Consider the following 18,515-nt stretch of genomic DNA (forward strand, 5'->3'; position numbering starts at 1 on the left):
CTTTTTTACTTTTTCCCGGTGTTTTCGAAGTTTGCAAAGCCTTCGGCGAAGTCGGAGTGCCATCGGGACAAGGGCGGACGGTTCTGGGTGATATCCTCGACATTCCACGCGATCCGGCGCTCGTCGCGGGTTCGGTCCACGTCATTGTCCGGGCAAAGGATGTAGAAATCCCCGTCCGCCATACGATGGATGAAATGATCTACCGTTTGCTCGCTTGTCCAGGCCCCGGCAGGCTTTTCCGGCAGAAAGGCGGCGATCATCCCGGTGTAGGTAAAGCCCGGAACGAAAAGATGCACCGATATCGGCGCGCGCGCCTCGCGCAACTCATACGCCAATTGCTCGCTCAGCACTTTCACGGCGGCCTTGCTCACATTGTAGCCGGGATTGCCGGGCGGAGTCGTGATGCCCTGCTTTGATCCGGTATTGATCACGACTGCCGGCCGGTCCGCCTCGATCATGCGGGGCAGAAAGGCCTGAACGCCGCGCAATACGCCCAGAAAGTTGATTTCCAGCAGTTTCAGCCAGTTCGCCATCTCCGACCACGCTTTGGTCGGCAGACCGACCCCGGCATTGTTCATGAGAACTGCAACCGGACCGGTTGCAAAGGCCTTTTCGGCCAGTGCGTCGATGTCTTCCTGTTTGGAGACATCGGTGGCAACACCAATGACCTGCGAACCTTCAGCAGCGTTGGCACTGACCTCGGCCACGGCCTCGTTCAGCTTGTCCCCCGGCAAATCCGCCAGAATGACACTAAGCCCGCTTTGCGCAAACCTAAGGGCCGCAACCCGCCCTACACCGCTGGCCGCCCCTGTGACAACGGCGACACCGCCTTGTTCAATTGCCTTTTCATACATCGCTGACCTCTGGTTTACTCGGCGGCCTCCTGTGCGGCATCCAACTCAGCCGCCTTCTTCTCGACCTGTTCAACAATATGGTCGATCATCTGATCGTTCGACATCTTGTGGCTGGCCTTGCCGGCCAGATAGACCATGCCCGAGCCTGCCCCGCCGCCGGTAAAGCCGACATCGGTCATCAGCGCCTCTCCGGGGCCGTTCACGACACAGCCGATGATGGAAAGACTCATCGGGGTCTTGATGTGTTCAAGACGCTGTTCCAGCGCTTCGACTGTCTTGATCACGTCGAACCCCTGGCGCGCGCAGGAGGGGCACGAGATGATGTTCACCCCACGATGGCGCAGGCCCAGCGATTTCAGGATTTCGTATCCTACCTTCACCTCTTCGACTGGGTCGGCGGACAGGCTGACGCGGATCGTGTCACCAATGCCCATCCACAGCAAGTTGCCCAGACCGATTGCGGATTTGATTGTACCCGAGACAAGTCCGCCAGCTTCGGTGATCCCCAGATGGATCGGGGCGTCCGTTGCTTCGGCAATGCCCTGATAGGCCGCTGCGGACAGGAACACGTCGCTGGCCTTTACGCTGATCTTGAAATCGTGAAAATCATTGTCCTGCAGGATGCGGATATGCTCCAGCCCGCTTTCGACCATCGCCTCGGGGCATGGTTCGCCATATTTCTCAAGCAGGTGCTTTTCCAGGCTACCTGCGTTCACGCCGATCCGGATCGAACAATTGTGGTCGCGCGCGGCCTTGATTACTTCTTTCACCCGTTTCTCGTCGCCGATATTGCCGGGGTTGATCCGCAGGCAGGCAGCGCCGGCTTCGGCCGCTTCGATGCCGCGGCGGTAATGAAAGTGGATATCGGCCACAATCGGTACCGGGCTTTCGCGCACGATCTCTTTCAGCGCTTTCGATGACGCCTCATCCGGGACCGACACCCGCACGATGTCCGCGCCGGCCTCGGCTGCGGCTTGCACCTGTGCCACAGTGGCCGCCACATCCGTTGTCAGGGTGTTCGTCATCGTCTGAACCGCGATCGGTGCATCACCACCTACGGCGACATCTCCAACCATGATCTGACGGGATTTGCGGCGGTAGATGTTACGCCACGGACGAACGTGATTGAGCGACATGAGGACGGGTCCAGAACAGCCAGAGTTGCGACTTTAGATAGTCCGGCAACGGCGCTATCGCAATGGCAAGATCACTCGGACGGAGTTTCTGCCGCCTGTGTCTGCAACTCGGCGACCAGTTGCTTGAGCGCACTGTTTTGTTCTGCCTCAAGGTCGGCAACCTGGAACCGCTCGGCCACCGCGTCTTTCGACAGCACGACACCCTTGGTGACTGTACCGGGTGCCCCAACAGGACCGAAGTGTTCACCGTTCATCGAGAAGTAAACCGCGCCCGATGCCCCTGCCCGCAATTGAGGCGGTTCTTCGGTCAGCGGCACTTCGAATGTACTGCCTTTTTCGACCGTGCCCAGCGTCCCTTCGAACAGAATGCTGCCATCCGCCGCCGTGATCCGCATCCAGGATGGGTTCACAGCTACGATCTTGAGGGTGGTGTCGATCTGTTCGACCACCTGCGGCAGCGCGGGGCGTTCGACAGTGTGAACTTCGGCCAGCTGAATTTCGGGCAGCTCCGGCGGGCGGAAGGCACCCACTTCCCGCGGATCAAGGGTCGAAATCGGTGCGTCACGCGCGACCAGAACCGGAACGTCCAAAGCCTGCGGGCGATAAAGGCGGTCCAGTGCCTCGGCGCTGGGTGTCTCAAGTGCCGCCACTTCCTGAACATCTTCTTTCGAACGCGCAGCATCCAAGGGATCAAGGTCGGACAGAACCACCGGTGCCTGTTCGACCGGGCTGACCTGAACCTGCTGAATCCGGTTCAGAACCGACCAGCCGCCATATCCAATACCGCAGATGACCGCCAAAAGAACCAGTGAAGATCCTATGGCACGCGGCTCGATCTGACTTACGAACGATTCCCTGCCGGGCAGATACGGTGTGTTCGGAGAAATAAACGGGTCACGGCCCATCGGTCCCCGGGATGGCAGATTGCCTGTACCCTTGCGGATGACCGAAGCTTCGGCCGACATGCCGTGCGCAACCTCGAACCCGCTTTCCTGGCAGAACGCGGCGAAGGTATCATCCGGGTTCATACCCAGATAACGCGCGTAAGAACGCACATACCCGGCGATAAAGCCGGGCGTGTCGAAGGCGTCAGGGTCGGCGTTTTCTATCGCGGCGATGTAGTTGGCTTTGATCCGCAACTCGCGCTGAACATCCAAAAGCGACTTGCCCATTGTGGCGCGTTCGCCACGCATCACATCACCCAGCCGAACCTCGTAGTCGTCAAAACCCTTCGGTCTGACGTCGGTATCCTGTTCGGAATCGCGCTGAGATCTGCGCCCAATCATTCCTGCTGCCCCATTCTGCCTTCGCGTGTGTTTCACGCTAACGGCGAATCATCCCCAAAACGATTCGTCCGATGCTTTTGTTGCCGTTAGCTTAACACGCGTCAAACACGTTGCACACTTTGGTGTTAGATTAACCCGCAAGTTCGGCGCGATTTAGCGCACAATGTGACCAAAGTTCGTCCATAGCGTGTACAAGGCGGTCCATTTCGTTCGGACCATGCACTGGAGAAGGGGTAAACCGAAGACGCTCGGTTCCACGGGGGACAGTTGGGAAATTGATTGGCTGCACATAAATGCCGTAATCGTCCAACAGCATATCGCTCAGCTTTTTCGTGTGCACCGGATTTCCGACAATCACCGGAACAATGTGACTGCCGTGATCGATCAATGGCAGACCAAGCCCCTTGAGCCGCAGCTTGAGGATACTTGCCTGCGTCTGATGCTGCTCGCGCAGTTCGGGCGCACGCTTGAGATAAGCGACCGACGCCGCCGCCCCGGCTGCAACCGCAGGCGGCAGAGAGGTGGTGAAGATGAAGCCCGGCGCATAGGAACGCACGGCATCGCACATTTTTGCACTGGCGGCGATATATCCACCCATCACACCATAAGCCTTGGCGAGCGTTCCGTTGATAATGTCGATGCGATGCGCCAGGCGATCACGTTCGGTTACGCCCCCGCCGCGCGGGCCGTACATGCCAACCGCGTGCACTTCGTCGATATAGGTCAGCGCGCCGAATTCATCGGCCAGATCGCAGATTTCTTCGATTGGGCCAAAATCGCCGTCCATTGAATAAACGGATTCGAACGCAATCAGCTTGGGCGCGGCCGGGTCGTCAGCCTCCAGCAGCTCACGCAGATGTGCGACGTCGTTGTGACGGAAGATCCGCTTGGCCCCGCCGTTGCGGCGCACGCCTTCGATCATCGAGGCATGGTTCAGCGCATCGGAATAGATGATCAGACCGGGGAACAGTTTCGGCAGCGTGCTGAGCGTCGCATCGTTGGCGATATAAGCACTGGTAAACAGCAGCGCAGCTTCCTTGCCGTGCAGGTCAGCCAGTTCAGCTTCCAGCCGTTTGTGGTAAACGGTCGTGCCTGAAATGTTGCGCGTTCCGCCCGAGCCTGCTCCGGCTGCATCCACCGCCTCGTGCATGGCGTCCAGAACGACCGGGTGCTGGCCCATCCCCAGATAATCGTTGCCGCACCAAACAGTGATGTTTTGCTGCGAGCCATCCGGGCAAGTGCGTACAGCATGGGGAAAATGGCCCTTGCGACGCTCGATGTCGATAAAGGTCCGGTAGCGCCCTTCTTCATGTAGCCTGGCAATCGCTGAATCGAGCTGAGCTGTATAATCCACCGGTCTCTCCTTGCACCCCGATCTGGTCGTCCACAACCGGGTAACTTACTTTATCAACTGGCACCTTTTCAGGCCATAGCGGCCAGGTTCCCTACCCCGTCTGCCTATCCGTGTTGCGGGGCGGGCCACTTTGATTTGCATCAACTATCCCCTATCACAACGGCAGACAAGTAAAGTTACGGCCATCAGACGCGAGGAAACGACGCAGGCCGCCGTGTTTGGCACTTCGATTTCATCAGTATAGACCAAATTCCCGTCGATACACACTGGACGGCGCGGCCAGCACTGGTAGGCTCCGCGCAAATTCACAACCATTCAGGAGAAAGCAATGTCGCTTGACGCTGTTCTGAGCAGGATCGACGACGATCTGACCACTTCTATCGACCGTCTGATGGAGTTTCTTCGCATCTCCTCGATCTCGACAGACCCGGCCTTCAAGGAAAAGGTCGATCAGGCGGCAGACTGGCTGGTATCCGATCTGCAAAGTATCGGTATCGACGCCGAAAAACGCGTGACACCTGGTCACCCCATGGTTGTCGGTCATGTTGGTGACGACCATTACGCCCCGCATGTTCTTTTCTATGGTCACTATGATGTGCAGCCGGTCGACCCGCTAAACCTCTGGAACCGCGGTCCCTTCGACCCGGCGCTGGAAGACACCGAACATGGTCAGGTCATTCGCGGGCGCGGCTCTTCGGACGACAAGGGCCAGTTGATGACCTTTGTCGAAGCTTGCCGCGCCTGGAAAGCGGTTCACGGGAACCTGCCCTGCCGCATAACATTCTTTTTCGAGGGTGAAGAGGAGTCCGGATCGCCATCGCTGGTGCCGTTCCTTGAGGCCAACAAAAAGGAATTGCAGGCCGATCTGGCCCTGGTTTGCGACACATCCATGGTATCGCGCGGTGTGCCTTCGATTGCATCGCAGCTGCGCGGAATGCTGAAAGACGAATTCACCATCGTCGGCCCCCGCATCGATCTGCACTCGGGCCACTATGGCGGCCCGGGCCTGAATCCTTTGCGGGAGTTGTCGAAAATCGTCGCCTCCTTCTATGACGATGAAACCGGACGCGTTGCGGTTGATGGCTTCTATCAAGGCGTCTACGAAGTTCCCGCCGAACAGTTACGCCAGTGGGAGGGCTGCGGATTTGACGAAGCCGAATACCTGAACTCGGTCGGGTACACACAGCCGCACGGTGAAAAGGGTTATTCCACGCTGGAACAGCAATGGGCGCGCCCCACGCTTGAGGTGAACGGGTTGTGGGGGGGCTACAACGGCGCGGGATCGAAAACCGTTATCCCGTCCGAGGCACACTGCAAAATCACCTGCCGTCTGGTGGGCGACATGGACCCGGACGCGTTGCGCAACAAAATCCGCAAACATGTCGAGGACCGCCTGTCACCCGATGCCAAAGTAGTTTGGGACAGCGATCTGGAGGGGTCCCCCGCTTCGGTCATGAACCTTGACCGCCCTGAGTTCGAAGCGGCGCGCGGCGCGCTTTCGGATGAATGGGATCGAGAAGCAGTCTTCACCGGCATGGGCGGATCGATCCCTGTGGTTGGCTATTTCAATACGGTTCTGGGATTGGATTCGATGCTGGTCGGGTATGCCAATGACGATGATGCTATTCACTCACCGAATGAAAAATACGATGTGAAAAGCTTTCACAAAGGCATCCGCTCATGGGCCCGTATTCTTGACGCCCTGACCCGCTGAACCGGTTTTAGGCGAGGCTCTGCCTCGCGCTCCGGGATATTTGGGGCCAGATGAACAGGGGATCCTTCATTCATCTGGCTCAAAATATCCCGGGGGAGTCGCCTATAGGGCGGCGGGGGCAGCGCCCCCTGATGCGCTACATGTGGATTACACGCCCATAGGCATCGAGAACGCTCTCATGCATCATTTCTGACAGGGTCGGATGCGGGAAGACCGTGTTCATCAAATCTTCTTCCGTGGTCTCCAACTGACGCCCCACAACATAGCCCTGGATCAGTTCGGTAACTTCCGCGCCGATCATATGGGCCCCCAGCAACTCACCCGTTTTGGCATCGAATACGGTCTTGATCAGACCTTCCGGTTCACCCAAAGCGATGGCTTTGCCGTTGCCGATGAAGGGGAAGCGGCCGACTTTTACGTCATACCCAAGTTCCTTTGCCTTGGCTTCAGAATAGCCGACAGATGCAACCTGCGGCTGGCAATAGGTGCATCCCGCAATGCTCTCAGGTTTCACCGGGTGTGCGTGCTGACCTGCGATCAAGTCTGCGACCATGACACCTTCGTGACTGGCCTTGTGCGCCAGCCAGGGCGCACCGGCGATATCACCAATCGCATAAAGACCATCGACTCCGGTGCGGCAATATTCATCCGTCACAACATGGGTTCGGTCAATTTTGACGCCCAGCGCCTCGAGCCCCAGGCCTTCAACATTTCCGACAATGCCCACGGCAGAAATCACGGTATCAAAATCGTGCTTTTCGACCTTGCCCTTGACCTCGATATGGGCCGTGACTTTACCCTTCGCGCGATCCAGTTGCTTGACCATGGCTTTTTCCATGATCTTCATGCCCTGCTTGGTAAATGCCTTCTTCGCCAGACCGCTGATTTCCGCGTCTTCAACCGGCAGAACCCGATCCATGACTTCAACTACGGTCGTGTCGGCACCCAACGTGTTGTAGAAGCTGGCAAATTCGATGCCAATTGCGCCGGAACCAATGACCAGCAACTTTTTCGGCATCCGCGGTGGTTGCAGCGCATGCTTGTATGTCCAGACCAGATCGCCGTCGGCCTCGAGGCCCGGCAGTTCGCGCGCACGGGCACCGGTGGCCAGGACGATATTCTTGGCGGTCAGTTCCTCGGTCCCCTTGTCGGTTTTGACGCTGACTTTCCCTTTGGCAGGGATTGTTGCCTCACCCATCACGACGGTGACTTTGTTTTTCTTCAGAAGATGTCCAATTCCGCCCGACAGTTGGGCTGCAACGCCGCGCGAGCGTTTGACGACCGCGTCGAGGTCATAGCCGACCTTATCCGCGCTCAGGCCGAAATCCTTCGCGCGTTCCATCAGATGGAAAACTTCGGAAGACCGCAGCAGCGCCTTTGTCGGGATACATCCCCAGTTCAGGCAGATGCCCCCCAAATGTTCACGTTCGACAACAGCGGTTGTCAGACCCAGCTGTGCGCCGCGAATGGCAGCGACATATCCGCCGGGACCGGCACCGATTACGATCAGATCAAAAGATTGTGCTGCCATGTGTTCCTCTCGGCGCAGGTCGATTGAAAATTAGTTTACCATTAAACTATTCCCCGCAATGCATCAATATACAGTCTCCGCGACAAAAGCGACGCAAGGTCACCCAAATCGAAAGGCGCGGATTTCTGCCTATACCGACGGAAGAACGGGCGTTAGAACAAATGCGACGGAGTTCTCCGGCCTTTCCTGATCAAGCTTCAATAGAAAGACGACTCATGGCCAAAACGCTTAAGGATCTTGTACTTGCCCTGCTGAACGCGACTTTGCTTCTGCTGGCGCTGTGCCTGTTTTTGGGATGGAAACTGGCTTCGACCCTCGAGGGGATAACGACAGGGTTTGCTGAAAAGCTGCAGGTCGTGGCACCCCTGCAGGAACAGGCACAAGGCATCAGGGATGACATCAAGGGGTTGAAGGATGAACTGACATTGATCCAGGTAAATGGTGACGTTCTGGATAGCGCAGTAAAACTACGCGTGACAACCGCACTGGATCGCTTGCAAGAAACACAGGATCGTCTGCAATCGGTTCAGGAGCGCTTCACTGATCTGTCAGAGTCCCCGGACGATTTGATCAACAATGCAATTCATACATCTGCCGACGCTATCGCCGACAGAGTCATCGCGATCCGTGAGTGTAAACCTGCGTCCTAGCTTGCGGCCTGCAATTCGCGAACGGTGGACCCGTAGCCACCTTTGCTTACATAAGCGGCCTCATGTTCCGTCATCTGCCGCGACAACGCTTCGTTGCGATAGGGAAAGCGACCGAACTTGCGGATAACTTCGCGATGCGCGCGGGCATGCAACAGGTTGCCCGGGTTGCATTCGCTGAGGTTCTGACAAATCAGGCGTACACACCGTTCCTGATCACACAGATTTTCCGAATGCATCATCGGAAGATAAAAGAACTGCCGGGCGGGTTCATCAATCTTCAGATCCCAGCCTTTGTCGACCGAACATTTCGCAGCCGCCAGCGCTGCACGATCCGTCGAGAATGCCTTGCCAGAGCCCCGGAACATGTTTCGCGGGAACTGGTCCGTCAAAATGATGTAGGCCAAAGCACCGCTGGGATAGGTGAGCCAAAGAGAAAACTTGCCCTCTTTCGCGGCTTCCCAGGTTTTTAAGAACTTGTCCCGGATTTTCGCGTCCAGCGCGTCATCCTGAATATACCATCCTTCGGGGCCAACTTCATCTAACCAAAAACTCAATACTTCTTCAGGCGTAACCATTGCCGTCACTCCGTGCATTGTCCTCCCCAGGGACGTAACGTCATTTAAGGCCGTTTTACAGAAGTGTTACAGTAACATATTGCAACACTTGCGACATAAATCCGTGTCCTAGGCATCAACCCGCTCAGCCTGCTCGGCTTCGGCGGCTTCGATGGCAACCTCCTGCGCCAATTCAAACGCCACAGGCGAAGCCGTCGGGTAAAGCGTCGACATGGTGCCAGTTTCGTCGACCGGTACAGAAGCGCGCTGTGTCATACGGTATAGCGAATAGAAGGCCATCACGAATAACAGTGCGGCAATAAACAGAAAAAAGCCCGGTGGCCCGAAGATCGCATCACCCATCAGCCAACCGGTGATCAGCGGGCCTGCAATTGCTCCAAGCCCGTTGATGAATACAAGACCGCCGGATGCGGCGGGCATGTCATCGTGGTCCAAGAAGTCGTTCGTGTGGGCAATCAGCAGGGAATATAGCGGGTTGGACATTCCGCCGATCAGGAAGGCCGCGCCCAGAAGGATTGGAAACGATACGCCGAAAAGCATGGCCACTGTTGACCCGCAGCCACCCAGCGTTGCGACGACAAGGATCAGCACACGCCGGTCCATACGGTCGGAAAACCAACCCAACGGGTATTGCAGTACCATCGCGCCGATATAAAACGAGGCGACAAAGGTCGAGATTTCGACCAGCGAAAGCCCTGCCCGCGCGCCGTAAACGGCGGCCATGCCGAACTGAGCTGAAAAGACGCCACCCAGCAGGAACATGCCTACGCAGCCCAGGGGTGATATCCCCATCAGCTGAAGCAACGTCATGGGTTTGGCGGTGTCAAATGCCGGGGTCGGTGAAATCGACAGCAAGATGGGCGCAAAGGAGACCGAAACAAGGATCGATGCGATCACGAATGTCTCATAGCCTGCCGGGTCGCCGACCAGCATAAGGGCCTGAGCACTGATGATCCCCGCCATCTGCACAATCATATACAGCGACAGCGCCTGCCCGCGGTTTTCATTGCTGGCCGCGTTGTTCAGCCAGCTTTCAGCGGTCACATAAACACCGGAAAAGCAGAAACCGATTACCACGCGCCCGAGAATCCAGGCAATCGGATCGGTCAGCATCGGGTACATGATCATCACAGCCGAGATGAACGAGGCCAGCGCCGCAAAAACACGTACATGGCCAACTCGCCGGATCATTTCCGGCGCCAGACGGGACCCACCCAGAAACCCAAGGAAGTATGCCGACATAACAAAGGACATCTCGAGGGTCGAGAACCCTTCGATTTCGCCGCGGACACCCAGGATTGTACCCTGCAGGCCGTTGCCGATCATCAGCAACCCCATACCGAGAAGAAGCGCCCATGCGCTGGAAAGAACCTGAAGCATCGGGGCCTCCGAAAATTGCCAATCTATCTGTCCGCACCGCAGTCAGATCAAAAAACACTCTGATCGTGCTTGTCTATGATATTGCCAGCGCCTGATCCAGCGAACGCGCCATTCACGGGATTAAAAGCGACGCGTCTCCGTACGAAAAGAAGCGATACTTCCGGGCGATTGCGTTCGCGTAGACCTTGCGCATCCGATCCTGTCCCATCAGGGCCGAAACCAGCATCAACAAAGTGGATTTCGGCAAGTGGAAGTTGGTCATCAGCGCATCTGTGACGTTAAAACGAAAGCCGGGATAAATGAAGATATCCGTATCCCCTTCCCAGGCTTCGATCTCGCCATTTCGGGCCGCGCTTTCGATCAGACGCAATGCAGTGGTTCCCACAGGAATGACCCGCCCGCCCGCGGCTTTGGTCGCCCGGATATCGGCGGCGGCTTCGGCACTGACCCTGCCCCATTCGGCATGCATCTTGTGGGTTTTGACATCCTCGACCTTGACTGGCAGGAAGGTTCCGGCCCCGACATGCAGAGTGACATGAGTGATCGAAACACCCCGGTCCGCCAGCGCCTGCATCAAGGGTTCATCGAAATGCAACGACGCGGTCGGCGCGGCCACCGCGCCCGAATTTCTGGCCCAGATCGTCTGATAATCGGTCTTGTCTTGATCGTCCGCCGGACGTTTCGCTGCAATGTAAGGGGGCAAAGGCATCGCACCGGCCTGTTCAAGCGCCGCATCGAAATCCTGGCCCGTCAGGTTGAAGCGTAAAAAGGCCTGTCCGTCTGCGACGGTCTCCAGCGTCGCGCTCAGTTGGTCCGAGAAGCGGATTTCCTCACCCGGCTTCACCTTCTTCAACGGTTTGACCAAAGCGGACCATGTGCCATCGGCCTGCGGATCCAGCAAAGTCGCCTGGATCGCGGCCGATACCGGCCCCTGCGCGCTGTCGCGATGGCGGTGTCCGTTCAGGCGTGCGGGGATCACGCGCGTGTCATTCAGCACCAGCCTGTCACCGGGCTCCAACCAATCGGGCAGATCGAACACATGCCCGTCCGAAATTGAATCCCCCTGCGCCACCAGCAAACGGGCCGAGGAACGCGGGCTGGCGGGCCGCGTGGCAATCAGGTCTTCGGGCAGATGGAAATCAAAATCGCTGAGTTTCATGGCCGCGCCATACAAGGCCGCGATAGATTCGGCCACAGTCGCGTTCAATGATCTTTAGGCGGGGAACCGTAGGTGCGTTTGGGCTCATCCGGCTTGGGTGCCTGGGCATTCGGGCCATCCGACACGGTGGGTGCAGGGGCACGCATCAGGTCCCGCAGAAACAGGGGCGCCAGACCCGACAAAGGATTCACCGAAACCTTGGGATTCGTCAGCGGCCCCTTCAGCGTGTAGTTGAAGCCAAAAACACCTTCACCCTTTCGGGTCAAAACGCTACCGATGGCATTCACCAGGTAGATGGGTGAGATCGCCCCGCGCAAATTCAGTCGCTGGGCTACAGTATCAATGCTTCCGTCAAAAGACAGGCCCATCGACGGCCCAACCGCGCTGCCGCTGAGCACCTTGACCTCTGTCGGCGTGATCCGCATCCGGCTGTCGATTGCCGAAAAGAAAATGCCCTGCCCTGCCATTTCATCCACCAGCCCCACCAGGCTGATGGCATTCAGAAGCGCCGCCATGGCTGGCGCATCCTTGATCCGCGTATCTACGATCTTCAGGATAACGTCGTAATTTCCGGGACCTGCAACCGGCTCAAGTTGCAGGTCAAATCCTCCGCCCCGCGCCTGCGTTATCACCCCGGCCGAGCGCAAAACCGCCCCCGCGTCCTGTGATTTCAGGGTGACAGCGCTGCGCCCCGCGCGCGGCGTGACCTGACCCTGTACGGTCGCCCCGCCATTGACCTGCGCAGTGAAACCGCCGTTGACGCCCCCGGTTGTCGCAAACGCGCCTTTGAAACCGGTCAATGCAACGGCTTCCGTGATCTGCAGACGATCCAGCGCGACGTTCAGTCTTGGCCCGGCCCCTGCACCACCACCGCCACTGCTTTGGCCAAAGGTTGCCTTTGCCATGTTCATGACACCGCCCAGCACCCGAATGTCCGGGGCCCCGGCCCCGCGCGCGATCAGTTCGGCAGGCACGGCCAGCCAATCACCCAAATCGAACGAGCTGAAGCTGACCCGGTCGAACGCCCCCCCTTCGCGGAACGAAATCGACGCCTTGCTGCGCAGCCCTGCTGCGTCGATCTGCAACAGATCCACCTTCAACTGATCGCCGAGCGTCGCTTCGACATCCATCGTGCCCGCGCTTCCGTCAGCTTTACGCCAGCCAAGTTCCGGTATCGCCAGACCAACGCCGACAAGATCAGACGTCGCCGTCAGCCTTGGCGGCTCTCCTCCACCGATGCCCAAATCGAAATCGGCCGTCCCCTGCCCGGTCAGCATCCCGTTTGGCAGGCCGGCCTTGAGTTCATCCATAAGGCGGGGTGAGAGTTCAATCTGGCCGCTCAAGGTGCTGCGCTGCGCACCGCCGGTGCCAATCGGCTGGTTCCAGCGCGCCTGTACCGGCACAGCACCGAACAAACCGTAACCTTCAATGGCAATGTCGTTCTGATCACCGGTCAGCGTCAGGCGGTCCGCGCTGACGGTGAAACCGGGCACCAGCCGGTCGCTGAACAGGTTCCCCAGCTCTCCGGTGAAATGAAACTCGGTATCCTCAAAATCCAGCCCCTTATGCATTGGCAAGGCCAGCGTGCCTTCAACCTTCAGGTCGCCATCCGCCAGTTCAACCGGCAGATTTGCCTTGCTCATCAGTTGCAATGGTGGGCGCTCCAGCAGTGACAGGGCCGCCGTTGTGCTGCCGCTTGCCTGAATACGTGCGATGGCCGGAGAGGACTTCTTGATGGCTGTATCAGGAATAATGAAGGACGTGCCCGATGCGTCCACCGGCCCACCTACGTCAGGGATCACGACCCCGCTTTGCGCGGTCACGGTGAACCGGTCGCTCAGCAGGCTTGCCTGCCCCTGTGCGTCCTGAACCGGAGGCAACGTTTTTGCAAATCGGACAGTCGTTTCACTGAACCCGAAGTCCAGATAGATATCGGGCTTAACTCCCGGTTTCAGCCTCAAAGCAAAATCCACGTTCGAAAGATTGCCTTGGTAGACGTTCTCGGAAACCCATTTCCTGGGTTTCGGGGCCAAACGCTCGGGCCAATAGTTCAACAGATCGTCGGATGGCATTTTGTCCAGATGGGCATCCAGACCACCGGCCCAGCCATCGGTCAGACCTTCCAGCCGCCCCGACGCAAGCAAACGGTGGCTGCCATCCTCAATCACCATCTGGCCAAGTCGCAGGCGAAATGGGGCAAGCTTCATCTGGAAATCAAGCTCGGCACGCGACAGTTCGAGCGTCTTGGGAAACAGATTGGCCGGGTTGATCCGGATGGCGCTCAGCCTCAGCTGCGATGACAGGCTTTCAAGCACATTATTTTCCAGACCGTGCAAAAACGCCTTGCCGTCGGCGTGTACGGACCCCCATGCCGACTCGATTGACACCTCGTTGAAATCCAGCGTCTGGCCTTTGGGATCGTAGGTGAAATACGTGCGCGCGGCTTCAAACGGGATCGGTTTGATATCTGCTGTCGGCTGCACAGCACCCGCCCCGAGGTTCAGCGTTGCAAACACCGGACCCAAAGCACCTTCGGTATCGAAACTGCCGCGCAACGCGCCAGAGATCCGGGTCTTGAGCACCTGCAACCACGACAGTGCCAGACTTTGTCCGGCAATATCCTCGGAGGGCAGATCAGTAATGGAAATGCCGAAACTGGCCTGCGGCGAACCCAGTGTACTTGTGTAATTTGCCTCGATCGTGCTGGCGTAATCGCGCCCGGTCAGTACCGAAAACCCGGTGGCAAGCCGCATCTCTCCCGCGCTGCGAATGGCCTGAATGTGGCCCCCGTCCAGAACCCAGGACCGGCCCAGGCGCAAATCCTGGTAGCCCAGAGTGATCGCATCCAGTTCCACCGACGTCAGAGCGGACAGGAGCGGCGACAGGAATATCTCGTCGGCTTCCTCGATCAGCTGCGCCAGATCGGGCGCCTCTTGAACCGGCGCGCTGCCGGAGCCGACGGTCAGTGTCAGCGTACCGTCCAGCCCCCGGGTCAGGTCGATCTGGGCACCGCTGAGCATGATACGCTTGGGCCGCACGTTACCGCGCAACAGGGGGCGCATCGCCAGGCTGGCCTGCAAGTCAGAAACCTGTGCGATTTGCTGACCTGCCGCATCGCTGATACTTACGTCGCTCAGCCGCAATCTGGGTCGCCACCCTTCGTGGATAACGAAAGTGACATCCCCAAAGCGGATCTGCAGCCCGCCCAGCGTCCTCTCCAGACGTTCTTCGACCCGGTCGCGCAGCCAGGCGGGCGCATGCATCGTCTGGCCCAGAACCATGAATCCGGTGAAAAGACCCAACAGAACCAACAGCGCGACACCCCGCATCGCCCAAAGGCTGGCGGCGCGGCGACGTGACCGCCGACGTGGAGGCTGGCTGGCCTCTCCGGTCTGCTGTTCTTCGTTTTCCGTCAAAGCGTTCACTACACCTTTCAACCTGCTCGTGCCGCCCTATAGTCCGATAAACCGAACTTGACCAATTCAACGGAGTTTCCAATGCCCGATGTTTCAGACATAGCCCCCGATTTCGCCCTGCCACGGGACGGAGGCGGTGAAATTACCTTGTCGGACCTGCGCGGCCAAGCCGTCGTCTTATTCTTTTACCCCCGTGATGATACGCCGGGCTGCACCAAGGAATCCATCGGTTTCTCGGAACAACTTCAGAGCTTTGCGGAAGCTGGCGCTCAAGTTTTCGGCATCTCGAGGGACAGTGTGGCCAAGCACGACAAATTCGTCGCCAAGCATGGACTGACCACACCGCTGTTGTCAGACGAGGGATCGACCACTTGCGAGGACTACGGGGTCTGGGTGGAAAAGAACATGTATGGGCGCAAATCCATGGGGATCGAAAGATCAACCTTTCTGATCGACGCTGATGGTCGGATCGCCCGGGTCTGGCGCAAGGTCAAGGTGTCCGGTCACGTCGACGAGGTGCTGGAGGCTGTACGCGCACTTTAGGTTCGGCCCCCTCGACCCAGGCGACCATACGGTCTATCAACCGCGCGACACCAGGCTACTGCGGAGGATACCCGTGTCCGACACGCTGACGACGATGGCGACCGAAGTTCTGAACACGGCAGATGGGCGGGCCAAGACCGCGCTTTCCAAGCGCCATGCCGCCACATGGTTTGCTGCCCGCAGGGGTGAAGCGCCTGGGATTGAAATCGGCACCGCCACGCCACCTCTGAACCCGGCCCGGCCGGAAAGGCCCGAACTGCGGTCACCACGCGACGTACCCAAACGCCGCCCCGGCTCCGAGGCCGGTCGCATCGCGCTGTTACACGCAGTGGCCCATATCGAGCTGAATGCAGTGGACCTGCACTGGGATATCCTCGCCCGGTTCGGTCACATCTCCATGCCGATCGGGTTTTATGACGATTGGGTCAAATGCGCCGAAGAGGAGTCGCGCCATTTCGAAATGGTCTGTGATTGCCTTGAACAGATGGGCAGTTTCTATGGCGCCCTGCCCGCCCATGCCGGAATGTGGCGCGCGGCTGAAGATACGGCCGACGATTTGATGGGGCGGCTGGCCGTGGTGCCAATGGTGCTGGAGGCACGTGGCCTGGACGTCACGCCGGGCATGATCGAAATCTTCCGCAAGGCTGGTGCAGATGAAGCCATCGCCGCGCTTGAGGTGATCTATGCCGAAGAGGTCGGCCACGTGGCGTACGGCTCGAAATGGTTTCATTTTCTGTGTGGACGCGAAAACGCCGACCCAAAAGACGTGTTCCACCAGCTTGTCCGGCGCTACTTTCATGGCGCCCTGAAACCACCTTTCAACGAAGAGAAACGCGCCGAAGCGGGACTGCCCCCGGATTTCTACTGGCCCCTCACTGAAGAGATGCCATTGCCGGGAAGCACATGATCTGGGGGCCAATGCGGCTGTTTAGGCAAAATCCCGCCGACAATTGGCCCATTACCGGCTGTTAAGTTGTCTCTCCGGTCAACAAACTTGCCCAAATCGAACCGGCCCTCTATGCACTTCGCCCAAGGGACGGCTATCACTCACGACCGGTCCCGAAAATGGGGACGAGAGAGGGAAGACGCGTGCGAACACGTCTGGCAATCAAAATTCACTCACTGCTCGAGCGGCACTTTCCCGAGCGCAGAGTTTTTCTGAAATCCGACCAGGACACCCGCTTCATCCGGCTGAGTTCCGAAACCCAGATTGCGGCGGTTGCCGGTGTGGCCATCATGGTCGGCTGGACCGCCGTTGCCACGGCGATCCTGCTGATGGACAGTATCGGGTCGGGCAATTTCCGCGATCAGGCAAGGCGCGATCAGGCGACATATCAGGAACGGCTGAATATCATCTCGGAAGAACGCGACGCGCGCGCGCAGGAGGCATTGGCCGCGCAGGACCGGTTCAACGCCGCGCTTGAGCAGATTTCCGTCATGCAATCAGAACTGCTGGCATCGGAAAATCGCCGCCGTGAATTGGAAACCGGGATTGACGTGATCCAGACCACGTTGCGCGCGACGATGAAGCAGCGCGAAGAGGCGCGCACCGAGTTGGCCCAAGTGCAACAGGGCACCGATGGGGGCGACGTCTACATGGCCGCTGCCGCGAACCCCGCGCAAATGGGTTTCATGACCGAAGCGCTGGCGCGGACGGCGCAGGAACGCGATCAGATCGCCGCCAATGCCCGCGATGCGTTGGATCAGCGTGACGAGCTTGAACTGGAAATCCGCCTGATGCAGGAGCGCAGCGACGAGATTTTCCGGCAACTGGAAGAAGCGATGGTCATTTCTGTCGAGCCCCTGGATAAGATGTTCCAGCAGGCAGGTATGCCCACAGACCGTATCATCGAAGAGGTCCGGCGCGGATATAGCGGTATGGGCGGTCCGCTGACCCCTTTATCCTTCAGCACGCGCGGTGAGGAGTTATCTCCGGAAGAAATCCGCGCGAACCGTCTGCTGCAGCAGATGGACCAGTTGAACCTCTACCGTATTGCAGCGGAAAAAGCGCCCTTTGCGAGCCCGGTGCGTGCCGCGGTGCGATACACCAGTGGCTATGGCACCCGTCGTGACCCCAAAACCGGTGGGCGCCGCATGCACAATGGTGCAGATTTTGCCGGGCCGCACGGCACGGATATCTTTGCCACGGCCGATGGCGTTGTCACCCATGCGGGCTGGCAGTCAGGCTTTGGGCGGCTGGTAAAGATCAAGCACGCGTTCGGACTTGAGACACTTTACGCTCATAACACAAAGATCCGCGTGAAGGTCGGTCAAAGGGTCTCGCGCGGGGATCATATTGCTGATATGGGTAGCACCGGACGGTCAACCGGCACGCATCTGCACTATGAGGTGCGGTCGAACGGGAGACCTGTGAACCCAATGACTTACATCAAGGCTGCGAGAAATGTTTTCTAAGAGCAAAATCAACGAGCCCGGTTCCAAGGCACCTGAAGCGGCCAAGCCGGCCGCCCCGGCAACACCGGCAGCACCCACCTCGACCGAGACCAAGGCCAGCACTCCGCCCAAGCCGAAGCCACCAGCATCGGTTCTGTCGTCGGACCTGCACATCACAGGCAACATCAAGACGTCCGGCGACATCCAGGTGGAAGGCACCGTCGAAGGCGATATTCGCGCCCATTTGCTGACCATTGGCGAGACGGCCACCATCAAGGGTGAAGTGACTGCCGATGACGTGGTGATCAATGGCCGCATTGTCGGCCGGGTCCGCGGCCTGAAGGTCCGCCTGACTTCGACCGCACGGGTTGAAGGCGACATTATCCACAAGACCATCGCCATCGAAAGCGGTGCGCATTTCGAAGGTTCGGTGCAGCGTCAGGACGACCCGCTGAACCCTGGCCGCAGCGGCAAGTCGGGTGCTAACCCGGCAGCGGAAGTCAGCCAGTAACCTCTGCTGAAA

15 protein-coding genes are annotated in these 18,515 nt (G+C 58.5%); 6 read left to right on the top strand and 9 right to left on the bottom strand.

Translation table 11 applies throughout. From position 1 onward, the window contains the following. Positions 1-5: 5 nt before the first annotated feature. The 4 genes from ACR0FE_RS03365 to hemA all read right to left on the bottom strand — a co-directional run bounded on the left by ACR0FE_RS03365 (position 6) and on the right by hemA (position 4,630). Positions 6-854 (bottom strand): SDR family NAD(P)-dependent oxidoreductase, encoded by an 849-nt coding sequence (locus ACR0FE_RS03365; protein ID WP_480911032.1) that lies wholly within the window; start codon positions 852-854, stop codon positions 6-8. A gap of 14 nt (positions 855-868) precedes the next feature. Then, complete coding sequence (gene ispG / locus ACR0FE_RS03370) at positions 869-1,990, bottom strand: flavodoxin-dependent (E)-4-hydroxy-3-methylbut-2-enyl-diphosphate synthase (protein WP_170677562.1); 1,122 nt, start codon at positions 1,988-1,990, stop codon at positions 869-871. 71 nt (positions 1,991-2,061) lie between these two features. Then, positions 2,062-3,276, bottom strand: a complete 1,215-nt coding sequence (locus ACR0FE_RS03375) for a helix-turn-helix domain-containing protein (protein ID WP_170805511.1) — start codon at positions 3,274-3,276, stop codon at positions 2,062-2,064. A gap of 130 nt (positions 3,277-3,406) precedes the next feature. Further along, positions 3,407-4,630 (bottom strand): 5-aminolevulinate synthase, encoded by a 1,224-nt coding sequence (gene hemA, locus ACR0FE_RS03380; protein WP_170610341.1) that lies wholly within the window; start codon positions 4,628-4,630, stop codon positions 3,407-3,409. 328 nt (positions 4,631-4,958) lie between these two features. Here hemA and ACR0FE_RS03385 point away from each other — a divergent pair, with 328 nt between their 5' ends. Further along, positions 4,959-6,344 carry a M20/M25/M40 family metallo-hydrolase gene (locus ACR0FE_RS03385; protein WP_480911037.1) on the top strand — a complete coding sequence of 462 codons (1,386 nt, stop codon included), beginning with the start codon at positions 4,959-4,961 and terminating at the stop codon, positions 6,342-6,344. 136 nt (positions 6,345-6,480) lie between these two features. Here ACR0FE_RS03385 and lpdA read toward each other — a convergent pair whose 3' ends face one another. Then, on the bottom strand, positions 6,481-7,875 hold the full coding sequence (gene lpdA, locus ACR0FE_RS03390) for a dihydrolipoyl dehydrogenase (protein ID WP_480911040.1): 1,395 nt from the start codon (positions 7,873-7,875) through the stop codon (positions 6,481-6,483). 215 nt (positions 7,876-8,090) lie between these two features. Here lpdA and ACR0FE_RS03395 point away from each other — a divergent pair, with 215 nt between their 5' ends. After that, the gene (locus tag ACR0FE_RS03395) at positions 8,091-8,525 is read left to right on the top strand and encodes a hypothetical protein (protein WP_321252380.1); all 435 of its coding nucleotides are present in this window, start codon (positions 8,091-8,093) and stop codon (positions 8,523-8,525) included. Here ACR0FE_RS03395 and ACR0FE_RS03400 read toward each other — a convergent pair. From ACR0FE_RS03400 to ACR0FE_RS03415, 4 genes are all read right to left on the bottom strand, one after another. Then, positions 8,522-9,100 (bottom strand): DUF924 family protein, encoded by a 579-nt coding sequence (locus ACR0FE_RS03400; RefSeq protein ID WP_170610329.1) that lies wholly within the window; start codon positions 9,098-9,100, stop codon positions 8,522-8,524. The two genes, ACR0FE_RS03395 and ACR0FE_RS03400, sit on opposite strands and share 4 nt — an antisense overlap. A 108-nt stretch (positions 9,101-9,208) precedes the next feature. Further along, a complete protein-coding gene (locus tag ACR0FE_RS03405) occupies positions 9,209-10,480 on the bottom strand; it encodes an MFS transporter (protein ID WP_170610327.1) in 1,272 nt (423 codons plus the stop codon). 112 nt (positions 10,481-10,592) lie between these two features. Further along, positions 10,593-11,639: a tRNA preQ1(34) S-adenosylmethionine ribosyltransferase-isomerase QueA gene (gene queA / locus ACR0FE_RS03410; RefSeq protein WP_480911389.1), complete on the bottom strand. Its 1,047-nt coding sequence runs from the start codon at positions 11,637-11,639 to the stop codon at positions 10,593-10,595. Positions 11,640-11,683: 44 nt separating this feature from the next. Further along, the gene (locus ACR0FE_RS03415; RefSeq protein WP_480911045.1) at positions 11,684-15,064 is read right to left on the bottom strand and encodes a YhdP family protein; all 3,381 of its coding nucleotides are present in this window, start codon (positions 15,062-15,064) and stop codon (positions 11,684-11,686) included. A 72-nt stretch (positions 15,065-15,136) separates the two neighbouring features. Between ACR0FE_RS03415 and ACR0FE_RS03420 the strand changes: the two genes are divergently transcribed. The 4 genes from ACR0FE_RS03420 (at position 15,137) to ACR0FE_RS03435 (ending at position 18,503) form a co-directional block, all read left to right on the top strand. After that, entirely contained in the window at positions 15,137-15,598 is a 462-nt protein-coding gene (locus tag ACR0FE_RS03420) for a peroxiredoxin (protein ID WP_480911048.1), read from the top strand. Positions 15,599-15,692: 94 nt separating this feature from the next. Further along, positions 15,693-16,505 carry a ferritin-like domain-containing protein gene (locus tag ACR0FE_RS03425; RefSeq protein WP_480911390.1) on the top strand — a complete coding sequence of 271 codons (813 nt, stop codon included), beginning with the start codon at positions 15,693-15,695 and terminating at the stop codon, positions 16,503-16,505. A gap of 182 nt (positions 16,506-16,687) precedes the next feature. Next, positions 16,688-18,013 carry a M23 family metallopeptidase gene (locus ACR0FE_RS03430; protein WP_321252372.1) on the top strand — a complete coding sequence of 442 codons (1,326 nt, stop codon included), beginning with the start codon at positions 16,688-16,690 and terminating at the stop codon, positions 18,011-18,013. Beyond that, complete coding sequence (locus ACR0FE_RS03435; protein WP_170610317.1) at positions 18,003-18,503, top strand: bactofilin family protein; 501 nt, start codon at positions 18,003-18,005, stop codon at positions 18,501-18,503. The genes ACR0FE_RS03430 and ACR0FE_RS03435 overlap by 11 nt, the downstream gene beginning before the upstream one ends. Positions 18,504-18,515 lie beyond the last annotated feature (12 nt).

The organism is Ruegeria sp. K7 (assembly GCF_056531785.1).

Coding starts and splice junctions, on each gene's coding strand:
- ACR0FE_RS03365 (WP_480911032.1), bottom strand. CDS start 854: ATGTATGAAAAGGCAATTGAACAAGGCGGTGTCGCCGTTGTCACAGGG.
- ispG (WP_170677562.1), bottom strand. CDS start 1,990: ATGTCGCTCAATCACGTTCGTCCGTGGCGTAACATCTACCGCCGCAAA.
- ACR0FE_RS03375 (WP_170805511.1), bottom strand. CDS start 3,276: ATGATTGGGCGCAGATCTCAGCGCGATTCCGAACAGGATACCGACGTC.
- ACR0FE_RS03385 (WP_480911037.1), top strand. CDS start 4,959: ATGTCGCTTGACGCTGTTCTGAGCAGGATCGACGACGATCTGACCACT.
- lpdA (WP_480911040.1), bottom strand. CDS start 7,875: ATGGCAGCACAATCTTTTGATCTGATCGTAATCGGTGCCGGTCCCGGC.
- ACR0FE_RS03395 (WP_321252380.1), top strand. CDS start 8,091: ATGGCCAAAACGCTTAAGGATCTTGTACTTGCCCTGCTGAACGCGACT.
- ACR0FE_RS03400 (WP_170610329.1), bottom strand. CDS start 9,100: ATGGTTACGCCTGAAGAAGTATTGAGTTTTTGGTTAGATGAAGTTGGC.
- ACR0FE_RS03405 (WP_170610327.1), bottom strand. CDS start 10,480: ATGCTTCAGGTTCTTTCCAGCGCATGGGCGCTTCTTCTCGGTATGGGG.
- queA (WP_480911389.1), bottom strand. CDS start 11,639: ATGAAACTCAGCGATTTTGATTTCCATCTGCCCGAAGACCTGATTGCC.
- ACR0FE_RS03420 (WP_480911048.1), top strand. CDS start 15,137: ATGCCCGATGTTTCAGACATAGCCCCCGATTTCGCCCTGCCACGGGAC.
- ACR0FE_RS03425 (WP_480911390.1), top strand. CDS start 15,693: ATGGCGACCGAAGTTCTGAACACGGCAGATGGGCGGGCCAAGACCGCG.
- ACR0FE_RS03435 (WP_170610317.1), top strand. CDS start 18,003: ATGTTTTCTAAGAGCAAAATCAACGAGCCCGGTTCCAAGGCACCTGAA.